At 66.5% G+C, this 22915-nt stretch carries 29 protein-coding genes; 2 read left to right on the plus strand and 27 right to left on the minus strand.

From position 1 onward, the window contains the following. Nucleotides 1-110: 110 nt before the first annotated feature. On the minus strand, nt 111-878 hold the full coding sequence (locus tag AC1RHV_RS13675) for an aldolase (protein ID WP_054455532.1): 768 nt from the start codon (nt 876-878) through the stop codon (nt 111-113). A 144-nt stretch (nt 879-1022) separates the two neighbouring features. Between AC1RHV_RS13675 and AC1RHV_RS13680 the strand changes: the two genes are divergently transcribed. Then, on the plus strand, nt 1023-2051 hold the full coding sequence (locus AC1RHV_RS13680; protein WP_054455530.1) for an AraC family transcriptional regulator: 1029 nt from the start codon (nt 1023-1025) through the stop codon (nt 2049-2051). 33 nt (nt 2052-2084) lie between these two features. Here AC1RHV_RS13680 and AC1RHV_RS13685 read toward each other — a convergent pair whose 3' ends face one another. The 3 genes from AC1RHV_RS13685 to AC1RHV_RS13695 all read right to left on the minus strand — a co-directional run bounded on the left by AC1RHV_RS13685 (nt 2085) and on the right by AC1RHV_RS13695 (nt 5138). Then, nucleotides 2085-3416 carry an MFS transporter gene (locus AC1RHV_RS13685; protein ID WP_175180346.1) on the minus strand — a complete coding sequence of 444 codons (1332 nt, stop codon included), beginning with the start codon at nt 3414-3416 and terminating at the stop codon, nt 2085-2087. A 50-nt stretch (nt 3417-3466) separates the two neighbouring features. After that, entirely contained in the window at nt 3467-4093 is a 627-nt protein-coding gene (locus tag AC1RHV_RS13690; RefSeq protein ID WP_492301080.1) for a glutathione S-transferase family protein, read from the minus strand. 268 nt (nt 4094-4361) lie between these two features. Continuing rightward, nucleotides 4362-5138, minus strand: a complete 777-nt coding sequence (locus AC1RHV_RS13695) for a Nif3-like dinuclear metal center hexameric protein (RefSeq protein ID WP_492301081.1) — start codon at nt 5136-5138, stop codon at nt 4362-4364. 19 nt (nt 5139-5157) lie between these two features. Here AC1RHV_RS13695 and AC1RHV_RS13700 point away from each other — a divergent pair, with 19 nt between their 5' ends. After that, nucleotides 5158-6318: a trypsin-like peptidase domain-containing protein gene (locus tag AC1RHV_RS13700; RefSeq protein WP_054455522.1), complete on the plus strand. Its 1161-nt coding sequence runs from the start codon at nt 5158-5160 to the stop codon at nt 6316-6318. Between the two features lie 26 nt (nt 6319-6344). On the opposite strand, the gene AC1RHV_RS13705 is transcribed toward AC1RHV_RS13700, so the two are convergent. From AC1RHV_RS13705 to AC1RHV_RS13815, 23 genes are all read right to left on the minus strand, one after another. Continuing rightward, nucleotides 6345-6713, minus strand: a complete 369-nt coding sequence (locus AC1RHV_RS13705; RefSeq protein WP_054455520.1) for a helix-turn-helix domain-containing protein — start codon at nt 6711-6713, stop codon at nt 6345-6347. A gap of 77 nt (nt 6714-6790) precedes the next feature. Then, the gene (tatC, locus tag AC1RHV_RS13710) at nt 6791-7582 is read right to left on the minus strand and encodes a twin-arginine translocase subunit TatC (protein WP_054455518.1); all 792 of its coding nucleotides are present in this window, start codon (nt 7580-7582) and stop codon (nt 6791-6793) included. Continuing rightward, complete coding sequence (gene tatB, locus AC1RHV_RS13715; RefSeq protein WP_054455516.1) at nt 7579-8103, minus strand: Sec-independent protein translocase protein TatB; 525 nt, start codon at nt 8101-8103, stop codon at nt 7579-7581. The genes tatC and tatB overlap by 4 nt, the downstream gene beginning before the upstream one ends. A gap of 71 nt (nt 8104-8174) precedes the next feature. Further along, the gene (gene tatA, locus AC1RHV_RS13720) at nt 8175-8405 is read right to left on the minus strand and encodes a Sec-independent protein translocase subunit TatA (RefSeq protein WP_054455514.1); all 231 of its coding nucleotides are present in this window, start codon (nt 8403-8405) and stop codon (nt 8175-8177) included. A gap of 14 nt (nt 8406-8419) precedes the next feature. After that, nucleotides 8420-8788, minus strand: a complete 369-nt coding sequence (locus AC1RHV_RS13725; RefSeq protein WP_492301085.1) for a histidine triad nucleotide-binding protein — start codon at nt 8786-8788, stop codon at nt 8420-8422. Between the two features lie 17 nt (nt 8789-8805). Further along, complete coding sequence (locus tag AC1RHV_RS13730) at nt 8806-9156, minus strand: phosphoribosyl-ATP diphosphatase (protein ID WP_054455510.1); 351 nt, start codon at nt 9154-9156, stop codon at nt 8806-8808. Then, the gene (gene hisI, locus AC1RHV_RS13735; RefSeq protein WP_054455509.1) at nt 9153-9557 is read right to left on the minus strand and encodes a phosphoribosyl-AMP cyclohydrolase; all 405 of its coding nucleotides are present in this window, start codon (nt 9555-9557) and stop codon (nt 9153-9155) included. The genes AC1RHV_RS13730 and hisI overlap by 4 nt, the downstream gene beginning before the upstream one ends. 283 nt (nt 9558-9840) lie before the next feature. Further along, the gene (hisF, locus tag AC1RHV_RS13740; protein ID WP_054455507.1) at nt 9841-10659 is read right to left on the minus strand and encodes an imidazole glycerol phosphate synthase subunit HisF; all 819 of its coding nucleotides are present in this window, start codon (nt 10657-10659) and stop codon (nt 9841-9843) included. Further along, nucleotides 10656-11396, minus strand: a complete 741-nt coding sequence (gene hisA, locus AC1RHV_RS13745; protein WP_054455505.1) for a 1-(5-phosphoribosyl)-5-[(5-phosphoribosylamino)methylideneamino]imidazole-4-carboxamide isomerase — start codon at nt 11394-11396, stop codon at nt 10656-10658. The genes hisF and hisA overlap by 4 nt, the downstream gene beginning before the upstream one ends. A gap of 56 nt (nt 11397-11452) precedes the next feature. Continuing rightward, on the minus strand, nt 11453-12148 hold the full coding sequence (hisH, locus tag AC1RHV_RS13750; RefSeq protein WP_054455503.1) for an imidazole glycerol phosphate synthase subunit HisH: 696 nt from the start codon (nt 12146-12148) through the stop codon (nt 11453-11455). Between the two features lie 35 nt (nt 12149-12183). Then, nucleotides 12184-12771 (minus strand): imidazoleglycerol-phosphate dehydratase HisB, encoded by a 588-nt coding sequence (gene hisB / locus AC1RHV_RS13755; RefSeq protein WP_492301089.1) that lies wholly within the window; start codon nt 12769-12771, stop codon nt 12184-12186. A gap of 1 nt (nt 12772) precedes the next feature. Then, on the minus strand, nt 12773-13861 hold the full coding sequence (gene hisC / locus AC1RHV_RS13760) for a histidinol-phosphate transaminase (protein WP_492301090.1): 1089 nt from the start codon (nt 13859-13861) through the stop codon (nt 12773-12775). Further along, nucleotides 13858-15162, minus strand: coding sequence for a histidinol dehydrogenase (gene hisD / locus AC1RHV_RS13765; RefSeq protein WP_054455499.1), 1305 nt, complete (start codon nt 15160-15162; stop codon nt 13858-13860). The genes hisC and hisD overlap by 4 nt, the downstream gene beginning before the upstream one ends. Before the next feature lie 53 nt (nt 15163-15215). Continuing rightward, nucleotides 15216-15893 (minus strand): ATP phosphoribosyltransferase, encoded by a 678-nt coding sequence (gene hisG, locus AC1RHV_RS13770; protein WP_054455497.1) that lies wholly within the window; start codon nt 15891-15893, stop codon nt 15216-15218. After that, entirely contained in the window at nt 15890-17155 is a 1266-nt protein-coding gene (gene murA, locus AC1RHV_RS13775; protein ID WP_192352929.1) for a UDP-N-acetylglucosamine 1-carboxyvinyltransferase, read from the minus strand. The genes hisG and murA overlap by 4 nt, the downstream gene beginning before the upstream one ends. Beyond that, a complete protein-coding gene (locus AC1RHV_RS13780; protein WP_013390953.1) occupies nt 17155-17400 on the minus strand; it encodes a BolA family protein in 246 nt (81 codons plus the stop codon). Before AC1RHV_RS13780 ends, murA begins: the two co-directional genes overlap by 1 nt. 5 nt (nt 17401-17405) lie before the next feature. Further along, the gene (locus AC1RHV_RS13785; RefSeq protein ID WP_042795704.1) at nt 17406-18218 is read right to left on the minus strand and encodes an ABC transporter permease; all 813 of its coding nucleotides are present in this window, start codon (nt 18216-18218) and stop codon (nt 17406-17408) included. Next, nucleotides 18215-19027, minus strand: a complete 813-nt coding sequence (locus AC1RHV_RS13790; RefSeq protein WP_054455490.1) for an ABC transporter ATP-binding protein — start codon at nt 19025-19027, stop codon at nt 18215-18217. Before AC1RHV_RS13790 ends, AC1RHV_RS13785 begins: the two co-directional genes overlap by 4 nt. 169 nt (nt 19028-19196) lie before the next feature. Next, the gene (locus tag AC1RHV_RS13795) at nt 19197-19826 is read right to left on the minus strand and encodes an MlaC/ttg2D family ABC transporter substrate-binding protein (protein WP_054455489.1); all 630 of its coding nucleotides are present in this window, start codon (nt 19824-19826) and stop codon (nt 19197-19199) included. A 37-nt stretch (nt 19827-19863) separates the two neighbouring features. Further along, nucleotides 19864-20670, minus strand: a complete 807-nt coding sequence (locus tag AC1RHV_RS13800) for an MlaA family lipoprotein (protein ID WP_054455487.1) — start codon at nt 20668-20670, stop codon at nt 19864-19866. Nucleotides 20671-20751: 81 nt separating this feature from the next. Beyond that, nucleotides 20752-21249 carry an outer membrane lipid asymmetry maintenance protein MlaD gene (mlaD, locus tag AC1RHV_RS13805; RefSeq protein ID WP_054455485.1) on the minus strand — a complete coding sequence of 166 codons (498 nt, stop codon included), beginning with the start codon at nt 21247-21249 and terminating at the stop codon, nt 20752-20754. Nucleotides 21250-21261: 12 nt separating this feature from the next. After that, nucleotides 21262-22050 (minus strand): lipid asymmetry maintenance ABC transporter permease subunit MlaE, encoded by a 789-nt coding sequence (gene mlaE, locus AC1RHV_RS13810; RefSeq protein ID WP_054455483.1) that lies wholly within the window; start codon nt 22048-22050, stop codon nt 21262-21264. Beyond that, nucleotides 22047-22883, minus strand: a complete 837-nt coding sequence (locus tag AC1RHV_RS13815) for an ABC transporter ATP-binding protein (protein WP_054455481.1) — start codon at nt 22881-22883, stop codon at nt 22047-22049. The genes mlaE and AC1RHV_RS13815 overlap by 4 nt, the downstream gene beginning before the upstream one ends. Nucleotides 22884-22915 lie beyond the last annotated feature (32 nt).

A 22915-nucleotide genomic window follows, 5' to 3' on the forward strand; every position in this document is an offset into this window, starting at 1 on the left:
CTGCCGCAGGCCCGGAATCCACGCAGACGCGGATCCGGGCGGCGGCTGGCGGACGTTCCCGCCGGCGCACGCCGGCCCCCGCTGAACGATCCGCTGCCTGTTTTCTTCCCCTAGTCCCGTTCCGCAGCCATTTGCCGTTCGACGCGCCGAGCGAACATGGCGAAGCTTGCGCGCACGATGCTGGGCTTGAGCAGGAAGTCGTGCGATTCGGCGGCCAGCGCATCGTCCACCGGTTTCACCTCGCCATAGGCGGCGGCCGCCTGCAGCTGATTGCGGGCGGCGCGTTCGATCAGCACCGACAGGTACAGCGCTTCCTCGATGCATGAGCCGGCCGCCAGAAAGCCATGGTTGGCCAGCAGGATGCTGCGCTTGGCGCCCAGCGCCGCCGAGATGATCTCGCCTTCCTGGTCGGCGATGGGCAGGCCGGGCCATTCCTTCAGATGAGCACAGTCGTTGTGGAACGGCGTCGCGTCCATGTGCGCGACGACCAGCGGCTGGCCCGTCATGGACAGCGTCGATACATGGGGCGGGTGCGTGTGGATGATGCATTGCACGTCGGGACGCTGGCGATAGACCCAGAAGTGAAAGCGCACGGCAGGGTTCGGCGTGCCGGGGCCGTCGAGCACTTCCATGTTGTCGTTGATGCGGATGACCGAGGCCGGGACGATCTCGTCGAAGGCCTGGGCCAAGGGCGTCGTCAGGAACGTGCCGTCTTCCTTGCGTACGGTGATCTGGCCCGCCAGCGTTTCCGAATGGCCTTCGCTGGCGAGAATGCGACAGCTCAGGGCCACCTTCTCTTCTTCGCTCCAGTTCCCGAAGTCGAGCTTGTTCGCGGAGCGCGCAAAGAAGGCGTCGGCATGGGCTTGTTTTTCCAGCATGGGGTCTCCTTGGGATAATGGCTCCATTACACGCCCGCCTCCGCCGCCAGCGATTGACCGATCACGAACGAGGGTTGACTCAATGCGACAGGAAGGCCGGCGCCTTTCGGCCAGTGTTGGCCGACCCGACTGAGTGTTCCGAGCATGCCACGCGCCCGCCAGACAGTGAATCCATCCGCCCGGCCCGCCTGTTCCGAGGCGGATCTGAACTTTGCGCCCCAGTTCCGCCCTTTCTATGCGCAGGAGATCGCTGGCTACGAGCGCGAACTGGACAAGCTGGTGCTGCCGGGCGAATTCAGGGCCCTGACCGAACCGCCCAGGCTGCTATTGCAGGCCTGCAGGCTGCGCGCGGGCGGGCTGGTGGTGAGTCTGGAGTCCACGCCGATCAGCGTGCAGCACCGCGCGGAACATGCGGCCGATCTGGAGCATGCGGAGTTCCTGGCGAGCTTTGTGATTGCCGGACACGGCGTCATCGTGCAGAACGATGCGACGCTGCCGCTGGAACCCGGCGACATCATCTTCCGCACGACCGCGCTGCCATCGGAAATCCGGATGTACACCGATTCGCGCATTGTGGTGGTCAAGGGGCCGCTGTCGCGCCTGTTGGGCGCGCACAGCCTGGCGATGTCGCAGTTCACCGCGCAGCGCGGCGTGGCCGTCCTGCCCATGGTGCAGACCGCCCATCGGTGCCTGCATCATGTGTTCTTCGACAAGGCGGAATCGAACCCGACGTCGTCGCTGTTTGCCGAACAGGCGCTGTTGGCGCTGTTGGCTTCGATCTACACCAGCCAGGCGCTGGAGAAGATACCGGGCGATGCGCGCGGGCCCGCCGATAATTGGCAGGTGCTGGCCAGCTACATCGATGCCCACATCACCGATCCGGAACTGTCGGTGCAGGCGGTGGCGGATGTGCTGCGCGTGACCACGCGCTGGGTGCACCGCTTGTTCAAGATGCGCTCGCTGCAATACACCAGCTACGTGCGTGAACGCCGTCTGCAGCTGGCCAGGGAAGCGCTGGAGGATCCGCGGCGTGCGCATGTCGAGGTCAAGGAGATCGCGGCCTCTTGCGGCTTTCAGCACGCGAGCCATTTCATCCGCCGCTTCCATGAACGCTTCGGCATGTCGCCGGCCTTGTACCGCAAGACTGCCAGAAGCGGCAACGGCGGCGCGTAGCGTCGCGCCGCCTGCTCTTGCCGTGCCTGCGCGTCAGGCGCGGCGCAGGTCCTGCGGCGTGGGCTTCATGAGAAACGCCGAGGTGCCGGCCACGATGCCGAGGAAGGCCAGATAGACGCCGACGGGAAGAATGCTGTCGAATTTCTGCACCAGCGTGGCCGAGATCAGCGGCGCCAGCCCGCCGCCGATGGCGGCCGAGAACTGGACCCCGATGGACAATCCGGAATAGCGCAGCTCTGCGGGAAACTGCGCGCTGTAGAGGCTGGATTGCGGCGCGATCATGATCGCGTAGTTGAAGGCCATGGCGACGAAGACGGCGAGACTGTATGCCATCAACGAACCGCTGCCGACCGCGAGAAAGATCGGAATGGCCATGAGTCCCAGCAGCATGCCGCCCCAGCCACAGACGCGGCGCGCGCCGATGCGGTCGGCCAGCACGCCGAACAGCGGAATGGTGAACATCAGCACGCCGGCGCCGTAGAGCAAGGCATGCAGCGCGTCGGCGCGGCTGAAGCCGAGCTTGGACACCGCGTAGGAAACCGAGAACACCAGGAATGTGTAGATCAGCGTGACCTCGGCGATCTTGCAGCCTATGCACAGCAGCAGCGATTTGCCGTGCGCGCGCAGCAGTTCACCCAGGGGCATCTTGTCTTGCACGGACTGTCTGTTGCGCGCCTTCTCGCGCTTGACCTCTTCGAATTCAGGCGATTCGTCGATGCCGTGGCGGATGAACAGGCCGACGACGATGAGCACGGCGCTGGCCAGGAACGGCAGGCGCCAGCCCCAGGACAGGAAGTCCTCTTCCGGCAGCCGCGTCACCAGCGCGAAGGAACCGACCGACAGCAGGATGCCCAGAGGCGCGCCCACCAGCGGCAGGCTGCCGAAGAATGCCTTCCATTTGGGCGGCGCGTGTTCGACCGCCATCAGCATGGCGCCGCCCATTTCGCCGCCGAACGACAGCCCCTGGCCGATGCGCAGCGCCACCAGCAGCACCGCCGCCGAGATGCCGATCTGTTCATAGGTCGGCAGCAGTCCGATGAGCACCGTGCATATGCCCATCAGCAGCAGGCTGAGCGTCAGCATGGACTTGCGGCCGATGCGGTCGCCGAAATGGCCGAAGAGGATGCCGCCGATGGGCCGCGCCAGCATGCCGCTGGCGAAGGCTCCGAAGGCGGCCAGCGTGCCGGTCGCGGGATCGAACTGCGGGAAGAAAATCTTGTTGAACACCAGCGCCGCGGCGGTACCGTAGGCGAGGAAGTCGAAGGCTTCCACGGCGGTGCCGATGACCGTGGCAACGGCGACCCGGAACAGATTCGGTTTCTTGTGTGATTGGGCTATAGGCTGCGCGGCCTGGATGGCGTCCATGTCGTTCCCTCTTGTCTTGTAATAGTGGTTTTTGTCGTTGTGCGCGGGCCTCAGGGACCCGGTGGCACATACCCCGGCAACTGCTGTATGCGCTTGCGCCACGCCGCGATGGCGGGATAGGCGTCGATGTCGACGGCGGCTTCCTCGGCCAGCGCCAGGTAGCCGTAGCAGGCAATGTCGGCCACGGTCGGCGCATCGCCGCCCGCCAGCCAGGCGTGGCCCGCAAGACGCTGGTCCAGGCGTTGCAGCACGCGGTCGGTGCGGGCCTGCATGCCAGGCACGTCGAGCAAGGCCTCGCTTACGCCCAGGTGGTGCGCGGCTTCGGCGTTGCTGACGACGTGTGTCAGGCGCAGCGGCTGGAGGCTGTTGGCGATCTCGTTGGCGGATACCGACATCCAGGCATGCATGGCGCCGATGCGCGGCAGCGGCGCCAGCCATTCGGGGGCGTAGTGATGCGCCAGATGCAGCAGGATGGCGTGGCTGTCCCAGATGGCGGTGTCGCCATCGGTCAGCGCGGGGATCTGCTGGAAGGCGCTGACGCGCTCGAATTCCGCGGTCTGGTTCTTGCGGGCCAGCACGTCGACGAACCGGCTTTGGTAGTCCCGGCCGATGAGCGCAAGAAAGAGGCGCACCTTGTAGCAGTTGCCGGAGCGCGGGTGGTCGTAGAGGGTCAGCATTCAATGGCTCCGTGTGTAGGAGGCCCGGCCGGAAAGGGCCGGCAGCGGGCGGCTGCATGGAATGCTAGGGCTGTGGACTGGGTGCGGAATTGACAGGGAGAGAACCGCGATTGACCAGATGCGACGCACAGGCGCCGCCTTGATCGCGCCCTCTGGTTTTCCCCTAGCCGAGTCCTGCCGATTCGGGCGCGAGCGGCGCGCACGGCCATAGCGCGCCGTGCAATGAAAACGCCCCCTTGCGGGGGCGTGTCTTTGGGGGCGCTGCCGGTTATGCCGGGTTGTCGATGTCGACGAATTCGACCTTGATACCGAAATGTTCCGCGACCGCCTGGCCCAGCGCCTGCGCGCCGTAGCGTTCGGTGGCATGGTGGCCTGCGGCGATGAAGCCCACGCCGGTTTCGCGCGCCAGGTGCACCGTGGATTCGGAGACCTCACCCGTGATGTAGGCGCTGGCGCCTGCGTCCGCCGCATCGCCCAGCATGCCTTGCGCGCCGCCCGTGCACCAGGCCACGCGCGCCAGCGGCATGTCCGGGTCGCCCACCACCAGCGGCTGGCGGCCCAGGCGCTCGGCCACGCGCTCGCCCAACTGGCCCAGCGTCGCCACGCCTTGCGCGGCGCCCAGCCAGACCAGGTTGTCGGGGCCACAGGTTTGCGGCGCACCATCGTCGCGCAGCGCGGGCGCCAGGCCCAGCACGCGCGCCAGCTGAGCGTTGTTGCCCAGCGTAGGATGCGCGTCCAGCGGCAGATGGTAGGCGTACAGGTTCAGGTCGTTTTTCAGGGCCAGGGCCATGCGCGCGCGGCGCGTACCGATGACGCGGCGGTCCTCGTTGCGCCAGAGCCAGCCGTGGTGCACCAGCACCGCATCCGCGCCGCGCTCGACCGCCACGCGCAGCAGGGCTTCGCTGGCCGTGACTCCGGCGATAATGTGTGCGATTTCGGATCGGCCTTCCACCTGCAGCCCGTTGGGGCAATAGTCCTTGAAGCGCGCCGCTTGCAGGGTGTCGTCCAGCCAGTTGGCCAGGACGTGGGAGTCCACTTTACTCATAGCTAGTCCTATCAGAATCATGCGCCGATATTGGCTGATCTTTGCTCAGGCCGTCACGGTCTGCCTGGGTATTCTATTCGTCGTGACGACCTTGCGGCCCGACCTGCTGCGGCTGGCCGGACCCGCGGCGGGGCCGCAGTCCGCAGCGGCCGCCGCAAGACCGCCCGCTGCGCGCACCCAGGCCACGGCGTCCTATGCCGAGGGCGTGGCCCGCGCGGCTCCTTCCGTGGTCAACGTATACACCACCAAGCACGTTAACGTGCCGCTGATTCCGCTGCCCGACGATCCGGTGCTGCGCCAGTTCTTTGGCCAGGTGCCCGGCGTGACCCGGCGGCAGGCCTCGACCAGCCTGGGGTCCGGCGTGATCGTGAACCAGGACGGCTACGTGCTGACCAACTACCACGTGGTGCAGGCCGCGGAAGCGATCGAGGTTGCGCTGTCCGACGGCCGCCGCGATACCGCGAAAGTGGTGGGCGCGGATCCGGACACCGATCTGGCCGTGCTGAAGCTGGCCACCTTGCGCGCCCTGCCCGCTGCCACGCTGGCGCCGGACCGGGGCTTGCGCGTGGGCGACGTGGTGCTGGCCATCGGCAATCCGTTCGGCGTGGGGCAGACCACCACGCTGGGCATCGTGTCGGCGCTGGGCCGCAACGGACTGGGCCTGAACACCTACGAGAACTTCATTCAGACCGACGCGGCGATCAACCCCGGCAATTCCGGCGGCGCGCTGGTCGACGCCGCCGGCAATCTGGTGGGCATCAACACCGCCATTTATTCCGAATCAGGCGGGTCGATGGGCATAGGCTTCGCCACCCCCATCGAGATCGCGCGCAAGGTCATGGACGAGATCGTCAAGACCGGCGCGGTCAAGCGCGGCTGGCTGGGCGTGGAGCCGCAGGACGTGACCCCGGAGCTGGCACGCGCCTTTGGGCTGGACCGCGACACCACCGGCGTGATCATCGCTGGCGTGATGCGCGACGGGCCGGCGGCGCGCGGCGGCCTGCGGGTGGGCGACATCGTGCAGTCGGTCAACGGCAAGCGGATGATGGATACCGCCAGCCTGCTGTCGGAGATCGCGCAGCTGCCGCCGGGCCAGAGCGCCAAGCTGGGAATATTGCGCAGCGGCAAGCCGGCCGAGCTGGCCGTGGTGGTGGGTACGCGCCCGGGCAAGCCGCGCTAGGACGGGGCCGGGTCCGCGAACGGAGCTCAGGTCGCGGCGGGGTCTTTGGCCATCAGGCGCACCGCCGACAGGATGGCTTTCTTGGTGCTTTCGGATTGGGTGCGCAGCAGCGCCCATATTTCCGTGCAATAGCCGTCCGGGGCATGGTCCGGCGGGAATGCGCTGTCTTGCGGTGTATCCCCACCCGGCCCCACGCCGTCGGTCAGCCACGGCACGCTGGTGTCCAGCGCCCGCGCCAGCCGCAGCAAGGTGGCGCGAGACGGCGAGTAGCAGTCTTCGCGCATGAGGATCCGATGGATGCACGATTGCGGCACGCCGGAAATGCGCGCCAGCTGGTTCTGGCTTTTGATGCCGCGCCAGCGCATCAGGGTATGCAGTCTTTGGGCGAGTGACATAAGGGCAATGTAGAGTTGCCGCAGGCCGCCCACAAGGTGAAACGGTCCTGCTTTGTGGGCAGGACCGTCCGAAGGGATCAGTGGCGTTCTGTCAGCGAGTCCGAACCGGCCTCGCTCTCTGCTTCTGGTTTGGGCGTGACCAGCCGGGCGCAGATCAGCCCGACCTCATACAGCAGGCACAAAGGCACTGCCAGCATGAACTGGCTGACCACGTCGGGCGGCGTGACCACGGCGGCGATGATGAAGGCCCCCACCACCACGTAGCCGCGCGCTGCCTTCAGCTTGGACAGTTCGACCACGCCCATCTTCACCAGCAGCACCACGGCCACGGGCACTTCGAAGGTGATGCCGAAGGCCATGAACATCGTCATGACGAAGCTCAGGTAGGCCTCGATGTCCGGCGCCGGCGTAATGGACTGCGGCGCGAACGTGGCGATGAAGTGGAACACCGTGCGGAACACCACGAAATAGCAGAACGCCATGCCCGCGATGAACAGAAAAGTGCTGGAAACGATAAGCGGCAGCGCCAGGCGCTTTTCATGCCGGTACAGGCCGGGCGCCACGAAGGCCCAGGCCTGGTACAGCACCACAGGCAGCGCCAGGATGAACGCAGCCATCATCGTGACCTTGACGGGCACCATGAACGGCGTGATGACGCCGGTGGCGATCATGCGCGTGCCTTCGGGCAGCGAAGCCAGCATCGGCTGGGCCAGCACGTCGTAGATGGCCGACGCGCCGGGGTAGATGAACAGCACGATGAATATGCCGATCACGGCGGCGGCGGCGCGCAGCAGGCGGGTGCGCAGCTCGACCAGGTGGGAGATGAAGGTCTCCTGCTGGCCTTCTTCTTGGGAGGCGTCCTGGGTCACGTCGGGGTTCCGGAGGGCGCAACGGGCTTGGCGGCGGGCGCGGCGTCGTCGGCCTTGGGCGCGCTGGGCGCGGGTTGTTGGGTTGCGGCAGGCGCAGGCGCAGCCACCGGCGGCAGATCCAGGTCCAGGCTGTGGTTCTGGCCGGGCGGCGGCGCGATGCTGCGCTCGGGATCGGCAGGCGTTTCGCTGGCCACGGCCGGTTCGGCCTTGATGTTGGCTTCGCGCGCGACTTCGTCGAGTTCCGCGCGGAACTGCTGGACGGGTTCCTGCAGCGAGGCCTGGGTTTCGTTCAGCGACTTCTGCACGCCCTGGGCGGCATCTTCCATTTCGCTCTTGAACTTGCGCAGTTCGTCGAGCTCGATTTCGCGCTGGATATCGGATTTCACGTCATTGACGTAACGCTGCGCGCGCCCGAGCAGGTGGCCGACGGTGCGGGCAACCTTGGGCAGGCGTTCGGGGCCGATGACGATCAGGGCGATGACGCCGATCACCATCAGTTCAGTGAAGCTGACATCAAACATTCGACGGCCGCTCGGGAGTGGATGCAATAAGGGCCGGCCTGTTCAGGACGGCCCGGGAGCCGAGCAGGCGCTCAGGAGTTGGATTTTTCCTTGGCCTGCACGTCGATGGTGTCGCCGGAGACGCGTTGTTGCGCGATCGGTTCGGCCGGCTTGTCGCCGCCGTTGGCGTCCTTCATGCCTTCCTTGAAGCCCTTGACCGCGCCGCCGAGGTCCGAGCCGATGTTGCGCAGCTTCTTGGTGCCGAAAATCAGCGCCACGATGACCAGGACAACCAACCAATGCCAGATGCTGAAACTACCCATGATGTTTCTCCGAATTACGCGTTGGGGGCCACGCGCCCTTTCCAGGGTCGCGAGCCGCCGATGATGTGGAAATGCAGATGCGGGACTTCCTGGCCGCCTTCGACGCCAGAATTGATCATGATGCGAAATCCGCCATCAGGGCCCGGATTGCAACCGTTTTCAGCGGCTAACCGCGGCGCTAACGACATCATTCTACCCAACCATTCTGCGTCCTCCCCCTTAATATCCTGCATGGATATGACATGACGTCGAGGGATCAGCAATAAATGTACCGGCGCGGCCGGATTAATGTCGTGGAACGCAACAAAGTCCTCGTCCTCGTAGATTTTCTTGGACGGGATGTCGCCAGCGGCGATCTTGCAGAAAATACAGTTGTTGCTCATTTTTCCGGGTTCCGTGTTCAATCTTGCGGGCGGCTTGCCTTTTCCACCAGGCCGGACAGGCCCTCGCGGCGAGCCAGTTCGGCCAGTACGTCTTCGGGCCGAAGCTTGAAATGGGTCAAGGCCACCAGGCAATGGAACCACAGGTCGGCGGTTTCGCTGACGATGCGGTCGGGCACGCCGTCCTTGGCGGCCATGACCAGTTCGGTGGCTTCTTCGCCGATCTTCTTGAGGAAGGCGTCCGGGCCTTTGGCCAGCAGCTTGGCGGAATAGGAGGCTTGGGGATCGCCGCCGTTTTCGGGACGGCGGGTTTCCAGGGTATCGGCGATGCGCGCGAGGATTTCGGCGGCGCTTGCGGCTTGAGCGGTCATTTGTAGATCAGTTCGGGGTCTTTCAGCACGGGGTCCACCGTGATCCAGGATGCCTGGTCGGTCTGGCCTTCCAGGCGGCGGTAGAAGCAGCTGGCGCGCCCGGTATGGCAGGCGATGCCGCCTTGCTGGTGGATCTTGAGCAGGATTACGTCGCCGTCGCAGTCCAGGCGCAGTTCATGGACTTCCTGGGCATGGCCGGACTCTTCGCCCTTGCGCCAGAGGCGCTGGCGGGAACGCGACCAGTAAACGGCGCGCCCGGTGGCGGCCGTTTCGGCGAGCGATTCGCGGTTCATCCAGGCCACCATCAGGATCTGGCCGTTTTCGGCGTCCTGCGCGATGGCGGGTATCAGGCCGTTTTCGTCGAAGACGACATCGGCCATCCAGGCGGGTTCGTTGCTCATCTCATTCATCCGTTGTCCTCGCGCTGCGCCTTGCAGGCCGCCACTGGCGCGTGGGGACTCATAATCTTACGGCAATACCTTGTTGCACGCCTGAGAGGGGCTTCCCAAACTGATCCAGACTATCCCCAATCCAGGCCAGCCGAGCTGGGTTTTTCAATGCGTGCCAAGCAATCCGGCCTATGCAATTCGAGGCGCCACACAAGCGGGGCCGCGCGGAGCCGGGCTCTGCCGGTCCGCTGCGGCGCCCCCCTGGGGGGGAAGCGCCGCAGGCGCTTCGGGGGGGCTACATCCGGACCGGGATGCCCTGCTCAGCCATGAAGCGCTTGCACTCGCCCACAGTGTGCTGGCCGAAGTGGAAGATGCTGGCGGCCAGCACCGCGCTGGCGCGGCCGGTGGTGACGCCGTCGGCCAGATGCTGCAGGTTGCCCACGCCGCCGGAGGCGATGACGGGCACGGGCACGGCGTCCGAGACGGCGCGGGTGAGTTCCAGGTCGAAACCGGACTTGGTGCCGTCACGGTCCATGCTGGTCAGCAGGATTTCGCCGGCGCCGTAGGCGGCCATGCGGCGCGCCCAGGCCACGGCGTCCAGCCCGGTGGCCTTGCGGCCGCCGTGGGTGAAGACTTCCCAGCGGGCGGGTTCGCCCGCGGCCGAGACGCGGCGCGCGTCGATCGCCACCACCACGCATTGCGAGCCGTGGTAGTCCGAGGCGGCCCGGACCAGTTCCGGATTGGCCACGGCGGCGCTGTTGATGCTGATCTTGTCGGCGCCGGCATTCAGCAGGCGCTGGATGTCGGACACCTGGCGCACGCCGCCGCCCACCGTCAGCGGAATGAAGACCTGCGAGGCCACCTGCTCGATGATGGGCAGGATCAGGTCGCGGCCGTCGCTGGTGGCGGTGATGTCGAGGAAGGTGAGTTCGTCGGCGCCCTGTTCGTTGTAGCGGCGGGCGATCTCGACGGGGTCGCCCGCGTCGAGCAGGTTGACGAAGTTCACGCCCTTGACGACGCGGCCCGCGGTGACGTCAAGGCAGGGAATGATGCGGCGGGTCAGCGCGCTTTGCACGGGCGCGCCGGCCGCGGGGGTGCTGCTGGAGGTGGTCATTTTGCCAGTTCGTCGGCGCGTGCCTGCGCCGCTTGGAAGTCGAGCGTGCCTTCGTAGATGCTGCGGCCCAGGATGGCGCCTTCGACGCCGTCTTCCTCGACGGCGCAGAGAGCTTCGATGTCCTGGATGCCGGCGATGCCGCCCGATGCGTAGACCGGGATGCGCACGTGCTGGGCCAGGCGGACCGTGGCTTCGACGTTGACGCCGGACAGCATGCCGTCGCGGCCGATGTCCGTGTAGATGATGGCTTCGCAGCCGTAGTCCTCGAACTTCTTGGCCAGGTCGAGCACGTCGTGGCGGGTCAGCTTGCTCCAGCCGTCGGTGGCGATCTTGCCGTCGCGGGCGTCCAGGCCGACGATGATCTGGCCCGGGAAGGCGCCGCAGGCGTCCTGCAGGAAGCCGGGATTCTTGACCGCGGCCGTGCCGATGATCACGTAGGAGATGCCGGCGTCGAGGTAGCGTTCGATGGTGTCGAGGTCGCGGATGCCGCCGCCGATCTGCACGGGGATGTCGTCGCCGACAGCGTCCAGGATCGCCTTGATGGGGGCTTCGTTCTTGGGTTTGCCGGCGACGGCGCCGTTCAGGTCGACCAGATGCAGGCGGCGAGCGCCTTGGTCGAGCCAGCGTGTGGCCATGGCGGCGGGGTCTTCAGAGAACACCGTTGCATCGTCCAGGTCACCCTGGCGCAGGCGCACGCAGCGCCCGTCTTTGAGATCGATGGCGGGGATCAGCAGCATGGTGGGCAGCGAAAAAATATATGGGTTGAAAGGGCTGGCGGGCGTGGGCTCGGAGCCTACGGCTGCCAGTCTACAAAATTGCGATACAGGCGCAAACCGTGCTCGGCGCTCTTTTCGGGATGAAACTGCACCGCGAAAATGTTAGCTGCCGCCACCGCGCAGGTAAAGGCAAGGCCATACTCGGTTTCACCAACAGTCAGGTCCGGATCTTCCGGGTCGGCGTAGTAGCTATGGACGAAATAGAAGTGCGTTTCGTCCGGAATGCCGGCCCAGATAGGATGAGAGCGCGTCTGGCGCACTTTGTTCCATCCCATGTGCGGGACCTTGAGGCGCTCGGGGCGGGTGTCGGCCAGTCCGGCGCCGCCGGCGTCGGTCAGGCAGGCCGCGTCATCGCTGACGGGATCGGCAAAGCCGGGGCCCGAGAAGCGGCGCACCACGCCGGGGAACAGCCCCAGGCAGGAGGTGCCTCCTTCCTCGCTGGAATCGAACAGCATCTGTTCGCCCACGCAGACGCCCAGCAGAGGCTTCTCGCGCGCGGCGCGCACCACGGCCTCGCGCAGGCCGGATTCGTTCAGGGTGCGCATGCAGTCCGCCATGGCGCCCTGGCCGGGAAATACGACGCGGTCGGCCGCGGCGATTTCCTGGGGCTGGCTGCAGATGCGGATGTCGGCATCGGGGGCGGCGTATTTCAGGGCGCGGGCGACGGAATGGAAATTGCCCATTCCGTAGTCGACGATGGCGATAGTGGTCACTTCTTTCTGCCTGCTGCGGGTGGATGGCGGAGGTGTTACAGCACGCCCTTGGTGGAGGGCACGACGTCGCCCATGCGGGGATCGGCTTCCATGGCCATGCGCAGGGCGCGGCCACAGGCCTTGAAGACCGTTTCCGCCTGGTGGTGGGCGTTGACGCCGCGCAGGTTGTCGATGTGCAGCGTGATCAGGGCGTGGTTGACCAGGCCCTGGAAGAATTCGCGCGTCAGGTCCACGTCGAAGTCGCCGATGCGGGCGCGGGTGAAGGGGATGTGGTATTCCAGGCCCGGGCGGCCGGAGAAGTCCACGACCACGCGCGACAGCGCTTCGTCCAGCGGCACGTAGGCGTGACCGTAGCGGCGCAGGCCGGCCTTGGTGCCGACCGCCTTGGCGATGGCCATGCCCAGCGTGATGCCCACGTCTTCCACCGTATGGTGCGCGTCGATGTGCAGATCGCCTTCCGCCTTGATGTCGAGGTCGATCAGGCCGTGGCGGGCGATCTGGTCCAGCATGTGGTCCAGGAACGGCACGCCGGTGTCGATCGTCTGCTTGCCGGTGCCGTCGATATTGACGGCCACGCGGATGCGGGTTTCGTTGGTGTTGCGGGTGATCTCAGCGGTACGCATGTTAAGCACTCAAAATCTCTTGCAGGGCGGATAGCAAGGCGGCGTTTTCGGCCGGGGCGCCCACCGAGATGCGCAGGCAGTCGGCCAGCAGCGGATGGGCGTTGGAGAAGTTGCGAATCAATATTTTGCGCGTTTTCAGGGCAAGATGCACGGCGTTGCCGTCCAGCTTGCCGGAAAAGCGGGCAAGAACGAAGTTGCCGGCGGAAGGGAATACCCGCACCCCGGGCAGTTGGGCCAGGGCGGCGGCCAGCGGTTCGCGGTCTGCACGCAGGCGGGCGGCCTGTTCGTCCAGCACCGGTTTGTGGCGCAGCACGGCCGACAGCGTGGCCTGGGTCAGCACGTCCAGGTTGTAGGGCGGGCGGACCTTGTTCAGTTCCGCGATCCAGGCTGGGTGGCCGGCCAGGTAGCCGAAGCGCAGGCCGGCCAGGCCGATCTTGGACACCGTGCGCATGACGACCACGTTCGGCGCGTCCAGCACCTGCGGCATCCAGGTGTGGTCGGCGAAGGGCTGGTAGGCCTCGTCCAGCACCACCAGGCCGGGGGCGGCGGCGATGATGGCCGCTACATCCTCATCGGACCAGAGGCCGCCGGTGGGGTTATTGGGCACGGCCAGGAACACCACCTTGGGTTGGTGTTCCTGGATGGCGGCCAGCATGGCCGGCAAGTCCAGGGTCAGGTCGGCCGTCAGCGGCACGCCGACGAAGCGGGCGTGGTCGAAGCGCGCGGCCATGTCGAAGTAGACGAACGACGGCCAGGGCGACAGCACCGTGTCACCCGGATTGCAGCAGGCCTGCACCACGATGTGGATGAGCTCGTCCGAGCCGTTGCCGAACAGCACGTCTGCCCCATCCGGCACGCCGAAGGCCGTTTTCACGGCCGCTTGCAGCGCCGACAGGTCAGCCGCGGGGTAACGGTTCAGCGGCGTGTCGCGCACGGCGCGGGCGATGTCGTCGCGAACCGCCTCGGGCAGTTCGTAGGGGCATTCCATGGCGTCGAGCTTGATGCAGCCCTCGGCATGGGCCACGGGATAGGCGGCCAGCTCGCGGATGTCCGCCCGGACGGTGCCGGCGATGCGGCCCGGCACGGTCATGGCTGGTCGATCCGGTATTGGGCGCTGGCGGCATGCGCCTGCAAGCCCTCGCCCAGCGCCAGTTCGGCGGCGATGCGGCCCAGCTTCTGGGCGCCCTGGTGCGAAACCTGGATCAGGCTGGAGCGCTTCTGGAAGTCATAGACGCCCAGCGGCGAGGAAAAGCGCGCAGTGCGCGAGGTCGGCAGCACGTGGTTGGGACCGGCGCAGTAGTCGCCCAGCGATTCGGAGCTGAAGCGGCCCATGAAGATGGCGCCTGCGTGGCGGATCTGCGCGGTCCATTTTTCGGGGTTCTCGGTGGAGATCTCGAGGTGCTCGGGCGCGATGTCGTTGGCGATCCGGCAGGCTTCTTCGAGATCCTGGACCAGGATCAGCGCGCCGCGGTTGGCCAGGCTGACGCGCAGGATGTCGGCGCGCGGCATGGTGGGCAACAGGCGTTCGATCGAGGCCTGCACTTCTTCGATGAAGGCGGCGTCCGGGCACAGCAGGATGGATTGCGCCAGTTCATCGTGCTCGGCCTGGGAGAACAGGTCCATGGCGATCCAGTCGGCCGGCGTCTTGCCGTCGCAGATGACCAGGATTTCGCTGGGGCCGGCGATCATGTCGATGCCGACGACGCCGAACACGCGGCGCTTGGCGGCGGCGACGTAGGCGTTGCCCGGGCCGACGATCTTGTCCACGGCCGGCACGGTGGCGGTGCCGTAGGCCAGCGCGCCCACGGCCTGCGCGCCGCCGATGGCGAAGACGCGGTCCACGCCGGCGATGGCCGCGGCGGCCAGCACGATGGGATTGCGCACGCCGTCCGGCGTGGGCGTGACCATGACCAGTTCCTGCACGCCCGCGACCTTGGCCGGAATGGCGTTCATCAGCACCGAGGACGGATAGGCGGCCTTGCCGCCGGGCACATACAGGCCCACGCGGTCCAGCGGAGTCACCTGCTGGCCCAGCATGGTGCCGTCGGCATCCGTGTAGGTCCAGGTCTCGGCGCGCTGGCGTTCGTGGTAGCTGCGCACGCGGTCGGCGGCGGCTTCCAGCGCGTTGCGCTGAGCGGCGGGCAGCGCGGCCAGGGCCGCCTGCCAGTCCGCCTTGGGGATCTCCAGCGTCTGGGCCGATGCGCCGGGCATGCGGTCAAAGCGCTGCGTGTATTCCACCAGCGCGGCGTCGCCGCGGGCGCGCACGTCGGCCAGGATGCCGGCCGCGGCGCGGTCGATGGATTCGTCCTCGGTGGCTTCGAAGGCCAGCAGCGTGGACAGGGCGGATTTGAATCCGGGATCGCGGGAGTCGAGACGATTGATCAGGGCCATGGCGTCATGGAGCAAGCAGGTAACGGCCGCCGCGGCGTCGCGGCGGGCGAGGGTCAGGCGTTGCGGGCAGCGGCTCTTTCGAAGGCGTCCAGCAGCGGTTGCAGGCGGGCGCCGCGGGTCTTCAGCGCGGCCTGGTTGACGATCAGGCGCGAGGAGATCGGCATGATGTCTTCCACCGCGACCAGGTCGTTGGCGCGCAGGGTGCCGCCGGTGGACACCAGGTCCACGATGCAGTCGGCCAGTCCCACCAGCGGCGCCAGTTCCATCGAACCATACAGCTTGATGATGTCCACGTACACACCCTTGGCCGCGAAGTGTTCACGGGCTGACTGCACGTATTTGGTGGCCACGCGCAAACGCGCGCCCTGGTGGACGGCGCCTTCGTAGTCGAAGCCCTTGCGCACGGCCACGGCCAGGCGGCACTTGGCGATGTTCAGGTCGATCGGCTGATACAGGCCGCCGGGCTGCTCCTTGGCGTGCTCGATGAGCACGTCCTTGCCCGCGATGCCGAGGTCGGCCGCGCCGTACTGCACATAGGTGGGCACGTCCGAGGCGCGCACGATGATCAGGCGCAGGCCGGGGTCGCTGGTGGGCAGGATCAGCTTGCGCGAGCTTTCGGGATTCTCGGGGACTTCGATGCCGGCCTCGGCCAAGAGCGGCATGGTTTCTTCGAAGATGCGCCCTTTGGACAGGGCCAGGGTCAAGGGGGGGATGACGGTGGCATCGTTCATGCCTGTTCCTTGGTGACGCGTTGGATGTTCGCGCCCAGGGCGCGCAGTTTGACTTCCATCTGGTCGTAGCCGCGATCCAGGTGGTAGATGCGGTCGACCAGGGTTTCGCCTTCGGCCGCGAGGCCGGCGATGACCAGGCTGGCCGAGGCGCGCAGGTCGGTGGCCATGACGGTGGCGCCCGACAGCTTCGGCACGCCGCGCACGATGGCGGTGTGGCCGTCGATGTCGATGTCCGCGCCCATGCGGCGCAGTTCCTGCACGTGCATGTAGCGGTTTTCGAAGATGGTCTCGACGACGACCGAGGTGCCTTCGGCCACGGCGTTCAGCGCCATGACCTGGGCCTGCATGTCGGTGGCGAAGCCGGGGTACTCCAGCGTGCGAAAGCCCACGGCGCGAGGGCGCGAGGACATGGCGCAGCGGATCCAGTCGGGGCCGGTCTCGATGGTGAGGCCGGCCTCGGTCAGCTTGCCCAGCGTGGCGCCGAGGATGTCCGCGTCGGTATTGCGCAGGACGATGTCGCCGCCCGCCGCGCCGACGGCGCACAGGAAGGTGCCGGCTTCGATGCGGTCGGAGATGACGCGGTGTTCGGCGCCGTGCAGGCGCTCGACGCCGTCGATCACGATGCGGCTGGTGCCGTGGCCCTGGATGCGAGCGCCCATCTTGATGAGCAGTTCGGCCAGGTCCACCACTTCCGGTTCGCAGGCGGCGTTTTCCAGCACGGTCCGGCCTTCGGCCAGTACGGCGGCCATCAGCAGGTTCTCGGTGCCGGTGACGGTGACCATGTCGGTGCGCACGGAGGCGCCCTTCAGGCGCTTGGCGCGCGCCACCACGAAGCCGTGTTCGATGCTGATTTCCGCGCCCAGCGCGGCCAGGCCCTTGATGTGCTGGTCCACGGGGCGCTGGCCAATGCTGCAGCCGCCGGGCAGGCTGACGCGGGCTTCGCCGAAGCGCGCCAGCAGAGGGCCCAGCACCAGGATGGAGGCCCGCATGGTCTTGACCAGATCGTAGGGAGCTTCCAGCTTGTCGACCTGGTTGGCCTGCAGCGTGACCGTGCCGTCCGCGTCACGCTCGGCGCGCATGCCCATGCGGCCCAGCAGGCGCAGCATGGTGGCCGTGTCGTTCAGGTGCGGCACGTTGCTGAGGGTCAGCACGTCGGCGGTCAGCAGGCCTGCGCACAGGATGGGCAGGGCCGAGTTCTTGGCGCCGGAGATGGAGATTTCGCCTTGCAGGCGCGAACCTCCGGTGATGCGTAGCTTGTCCATTACTTGCCTGCTTGCTGGTATTCGGCGGGAGTCAGGGTGCGCATGGACAGCGCATGGATCTCGGCCTTCATGCGGTCGCCGAGCGCGGCATAGACCAGCTGGTGGCGCTGGATCAGGCGCTTGCCTTCGAAGGCAGTGCTGACGATGACCGCGTCGAAATGCGAGCCGTCGCCTTGCACGTCGAGATGTTCACAGGGCAGGCCGTCCGCGATGTATTGGCGGACTTGCGCGGGAGTGGGAAGCATGGACGTCAGTTCCTGAGTTTGTAGCCGCTGGCCAGTAGCCGCAGCGCATAGAGCGATAGCGCGAGGAACACCCCCGTCACCACCGCCAGGCTGCGCCAGGGGGAGACGTCCGACACCGAGAAGAATCCGTAGCGGAAGCCGTCGATGGTGTAGAAGATGGGGTTCCAATGGGACACGCCCTGCCAGAAGGCGGGGAGCGTGTGGATGGAATAGAACACGCCGGACAGGAAGGTGGCCGGCATGATGAGGAAGTTCTGGAAGGCCGCGAGCTGGTCGAATTTTTCGGACCAGAGGCCCGCGATCAGGCCCAGCACGCCCATGATGCCGCAGGCCAGCACGGCGAAGACGGCCAGCCACAGCGGGTGGGCGGGAATCAGCGACACGAAGAACAGCGCCACCACCCACACGCACAGCCCGACCGCGAGGCCGCGCACGATCGCCGCCAGCACATAGGCGGCGAAGATGTCGCGGTGCGACAGCGGCGGCAGCAGCATGAAGACCAGGTTGCCCGTGATGCGGCTCTGGATCAGCGACGACGAGGGATTGGCGAAGGCGTTCTGCAGCATGCTCATCATCATGAGCCCGGGAATCAGGAACGCCGTGTAGGGCACGCTGCCATACACCATGACGCGCCCTTCCAGCACGTGGGCGAAGACCAGCAGGTACAGCAGCGCGGTGATGACGGGCGCGGCGATGGTCTGGAAGCTGACTTTCCAGAAGCGCAGCAATTCCTTGCGCAGCAAGGTCGGGAAGCCGGAGCCCGCATCCAGGCGGGGCTGCACCAGCGGCTGGCTGGCGGTCGCGGCGGGCTGGGTCATGACGAGATCTCTTCGGGTTGCAGGGCGGGCGCGGGTTGCTCGTCGCCTTCGTGCATGATGCGCACGAAGGCGTCTTCCAGGTCGACCCCGCCGACGCGGGCCATCAAGGCCTGGGTGGTGTCCAGCGCCACGATGCGGCCGCGCTTGAGCATGGCGATGCGGCCGCACAGGGCTTCCGCTTCTTCCAGGTAGTGGGTGGTCAGCATGATGGTGTGGCCGGCCTTGTTCAGGCGCGAAATGAATTCCCACAGCGTGCGCCGGAGGTCCACGTCGACGCCGGCGGTGGGTTCGTCCAGCACGATCACGGGCGGGCGGTGCACCAGCGCCTGGGCCACCAGCACGCGGCGCTTCATGCCGCCGGACAGCGCCCGCATATTGGAGTTGGCCTTGTCGGCCAGCCCCAGGTTGAACAGGATTTCGTCGATCCAGTCGTCGTTCTTGCGCAGGCCGAAATAGCCGGACTGGATGCGCAGGGTCTCGCGCACCGTGAAGAACGGGTCGTAGACCAGCTCTTGCGGCACCACGCCCAAAGCCCGCCGCGCCGACTTGTAGTCGGCCACGACGTCGTATCCACAGACCGTGGCGCGGCCCGAACTGGCGTGCGCCAAGCCGGCCAGGATCGAGATCAGCGTGGTCTTGCCGGCGCCATTGGGGCCGAGCAGGCCGAAGAACTCGCCGTGCTCGATATTCAGGCTGACATTGTCCAGCGCCTGGAAGCCGGCGGCGGGCGCGCGCCCGAGCAGCTTCTGCCAGCCGCGCTGGCGCGGGGAGTAGACCTTGGAGACGTTTTCTAGACTGACGGCGGACATGACGGCGGGAGATGGCCCGAAAAGAGCGAATTGATCATTATATAAGCGCGTCGCTGCCGTTCCGGCCGGTAGCCCTGGCATTCCCCCGGGTATCCGACTGGTCTGTCCCTAAAAGAATCGGCCCGGCGGGCCACTGGGGCGCGCCGGGCCGCGACAGCCGCAAGGCCGATCATTGGTTGCGTTGGTTCAACGCCTTGATCAGGCCGTCGATGCCGTCGCGGTTGATCTGCTGCGCGAACTGGTTGCGGTAGTTCTCGATGAGCCAGATGCCTTCGACGTTCATGTCATAGATCTTCCAGCCTTGGGCCGTCTTTTCCAGGCGGTAGTCGACGCCCACCGGCTGGTCGTTGCCCTGGGAGATCAGGGTGCGCACGACCACGTCGTCGGCTTTGGGGTCGCCGCGGAACGGCAGTGCGCGCACCGTGGTGCTGGACGTGACGCGGGTCAGCGCGCCGCTGTAGGTGCGCACCAGCGTGCCGCGGAAGGCCTCGGCCAGTTCCTTTTTCTGCACATCGTTGGCCTGGCGCCAGTAGCGGCCGGCGGCCAGGCGCGTGGTCTTCTGGAAGTTGACGTAGGGCAGGATGTGCTCGTTGACGACCTGGTTGATGCGGGCGGTGTTGCCCGCCTTGACGGCGCCATCGGCCTTCAGCACGTCCAGGGCCTCGTTGGCCGCGGCGAGCACGAACTGGTCGGGAGAACCGTTGGGGTCGGGTTTGGCCTGCGCGCCGGCGCTCAGGCCCAGGGCCACGAGGCCCGTGAAAACCAGACGCTGCAGCAGGGAAACAAAGGAAACTCGCATCAAAACTCCTTACTTGTACTGGGGCGCACCCCGCGGCTTACTTGGCCGCAGGTTGCGCCGCGGGTTGAGCCGCCGGCTGCGCGGCGGGGGCGGCGTCGTCCTCGTCGTCTTCGTAGTTGGGCAGCGAGGACTCGTCGTCCACCTTCTGGCCCAGCACCATGGCGGCGCGGCGCTGCAGATAGGCGTCGCGCACGAAGCTGTAGGGATCGAGCGCGACGCGGTCGATGGTGTCGGTGGCGCTCAGCAGGCTGGCGCGCGTGTCCACCACGCGCAGGCCCCACAGCGAGTTGCGCAGGCGCACGTTGTCGATGGAATCGACGCCCATGTAGCCGTAGGTGGTGCCCGCGTAGTCGCCGATCAGGCCAGCGCCGTCGCGTACCGACGACGAGCCGAAGAACGGCAGCACCAGGTACGGACCCTGGCTGAAGCCCCACACGCCCAGCGTGGTGCCGAAGTCGTTCGGGATGCGGCGCGCGCCGTTGGCCGAGGCGACGTCGAAGCAGCCGCCCACGCCCATGGTGGTGTTGAACAGGAAGCGGCCCAGCGTGTTGACGAAGTCGTGGCCGCGGCCCTGCAGGAAGCTGTTGGCGCCGGACCAGAGGTCACCGACGTTGCTGAAGATGTTGTGCACGCAGCTGCGCACCGGCTGCGGCGTGACGAAGGTGTAGGCCTGCGCCACCGGCTTGAAGACGGCACGGTCGACGGTGTCGTTGAATTTGTAGACGCCCCGGTTGAAGCCTTCCCAGGGATCGCGGGGATCCGGGTTCTGCGGCGCGGCGCAGCCTGCCATCAGCGCGCCCGCGGCGGCAACGGTGGCAATCCTGCAAATGGTTTTCTTATTCATGATCAGGGCATCCCTATCAACGATTCTTATGATATTGCGTACCTTGGACGCGCTGCTGTTACCGCGTCTGTCGCATTGTCTTTAATTTGGCGTTTTCGCGGCGGGTTCCGGCGCGCTCGAGCCTTGCTTCTCGGCCGACCCGTACAGGAACTGGCTGATCAGTTGTTCAAGCACCACGGCGCTTTGCGTGTAGCGGATCTTGCCGCCGTCGACAAAGTTTTCCTCTTCGCTGCCCGCGGTCAGGCCCAGGTATTGTTCACCCAGCAGGCCCGACGTCAGGATGGACGCCGAAGTGTCCTTGGGGAACTGATAGGCCGTTTCCAGGTTGACCGAGACGATCGCCTGGAAGGTCTTGTCATCGAACGAGATGCCGGCGACCCGGCCCACGACGACCCCCGCGCTCTTGACGGGCGCGCGCACCTTGAGGCCGCCTACGTTATCGAAGTTGGCCGTCAGCGTATAGGTCGGGGCGAAAGAAAAGGTGCTCAAGTTGCCGGCGCGCAACGCCAGGAACGCCAGCGCGACCGCGCCCAGCAATACAAACAGGCCTACCCAGAAGTCGGTTTTTTCGCGAGACATGATCGATCCGTATCAATTTCCAAACATCAAGGCGGTGAGCAGGAAGTCCAGCCCAAGTACCGCCAGGGAGCCCACCACCACGGTGCGCGTGGTCGCGCGGGCAACGCCTTCGGGGGTGGGCTTGGCTTGCCAGCCCTCATAGAGCGCGACCAGCGTCACGGTGACGCCGAAGACCAGGCTCTTGATGACGCCATTGGCCACGTCTTTCCAGACGTCGACGCCGTTTTGCATCTGCGACCAGAACGCGCCGGCGTCCACGCCGATCAGCAGCACGCCCACGACCCAGCCGCCCAGGATGCCCACCATGGAGAACACCGCCGCCAGGATGGGCATGGCGATGATGCCGCCCCACAGACGCGGCACCAGCACGCGGCGGATGGGGTCGACGGCCATGACTTCCATGGCTGCGAGTTGCTCGCCGGCCTTCATCAGGCCGATTTCGGCCGTGAGAGAGGTGCCCGCACGGCCCGCGAACAGCAGCGCCGTGACCACGGGCCCGAGTTCCCGCACCAGCGACAGGGCCACCAGCAAGCCCAGCGCTTCTTCAGAGCCGTAGCGGTTCAGCGTGTAATAGCCTTGCAGCCCCAGCACGAAGCCCACGAACATGCCGGAAACGGCAATGATGAGCAGCGAGTAGTTGCCGATGAAATGGACCTGCTGCGACACCAGCCGCGGACGCGACAGCGCAATGCCGCTGCGAGCGAGCATGGCGCCGAAGAACCGGGTGAAGTAGCCGATGCCGGAAACGCGGTTGCGCACCCAGCCGCCCAGCGCGCCGATGGCGTTGTTGGATCCGCTCATGCGCGGCGGCCCTCCTGTTGCGAAAGCCACTTCTTGAAAGCGGGCGTCTCGGGATATTGGAACGCGACGGGGCCGTCGGGCTCCCCTTTGAGGAACTGTTGCACGTAGGGGTCTTGCGAGGCCGACAGCATTTCGGGGGTGCCGGCCGCGGCAAGCTTGCCCTGGCCGACCAGGTACACCTGGTCCGCGATGGCAAACGATTCATGCACGTCGTGCGTGATCAGCACCGAGGCGCAGCCGAGGCGGTCGGCCAGGTTGCGGATCAGGCGCGCGGTAATGCCCAGCGAGATCGGGTCCAGCCCCGCAAACGGCTCGTCATACAGAATGAGTTCGGGTTCCAGCACGACGGCGCGGGCCAGCGCCACGCGCCGGGCCATGCCGCCGGAGATTTCCGCCACTTTCAGGTGCGCGGCTGCGCGCAGGCCGACGGCGTCGAGCTTGTCCAGCACGCGCTCGGTGACTTCGGGCTCCGCCAGCTTGGTGTGTTCGCGCAGCGGGAAGGCCACGTTCTCGAAAACGTTCAGGTCAGTGAAAAGCGCGCCCTGCTGAAATAGGACGCCCATGCGCGTGCGCAGCGATTGCAGTTCTGTGCGGCTGACGTGGGCCATGTCCTGGCCGAAGGCCAGCACCCGGCCCCGCTGCGCGGTGAGCTGGCCGGTGGCCGCGCGCAACAGCGTGGTCTTGCCCGAACCCGAGCCGCCCATGATGGCGACCACCTGGCCGGCGCGCACGTCCATGGAAATGTCGCGCAAGACGGTGAAATCACCATAGCCTAGCGCCACACCTTCCAGGCGCAGGGCGAATTCCGGGGTCTTGCTGGTTTGAGCGGGCATGGGCAACGAAAGGGTGTTTCGGCGGCGGAGCT

This window comes from Achromobacter sp. GW823-FHT04E03 (assembly GCF_058796095.1).